The 256-nt window shown below is 60.2% G+C and carries 1 protein-coding gene; it reads right to left on the reverse strand.

Annotation, left to right across the window (positions count from 1 at the left end; all coding sequences use genetic code 11):
• Nucleotides 1-256, reverse strand: a 256-nt coding sequence (locus tag JI666_RS22255) for a phosphoribosyltransferase family protein (protein ID WP_286171030.1), incomplete at both ends; no start/stop codon positions are given.

The raw sequence follows: 256 nt of genomic DNA on the forward strand, positions 1-256 counted from the left end.
TCTGCTTCTCGCCCTCGGGCTTGGCATAGACGCAGGCGAAATGCGCCTTGGGGTAAAGCTTGCGCACCAGTTCCAGCGTCTTGCCGGTATCGACGAGGTCGTCGACGATCAGGATGCCTTCGCCGTCGCCCATCATCTCGGCATCAGGCGATTTGATGACCTGCGCTTCGCGGCGCATGTCTTCCTTGCCGCCGCCGGAATGATAGGACTTCACGCTGATCGTATCGACCGTGCGGATATCGAGTTCACGCGAGAC

Source organism: Bacillus sp. NTK071, assembly GCF_017303315.1.
Taxonomy (GTDB): domain Bacteria; phylum Bacillota; class Bacilli; order Bacillales; family Guptibacillaceae; genus Guptibacillus.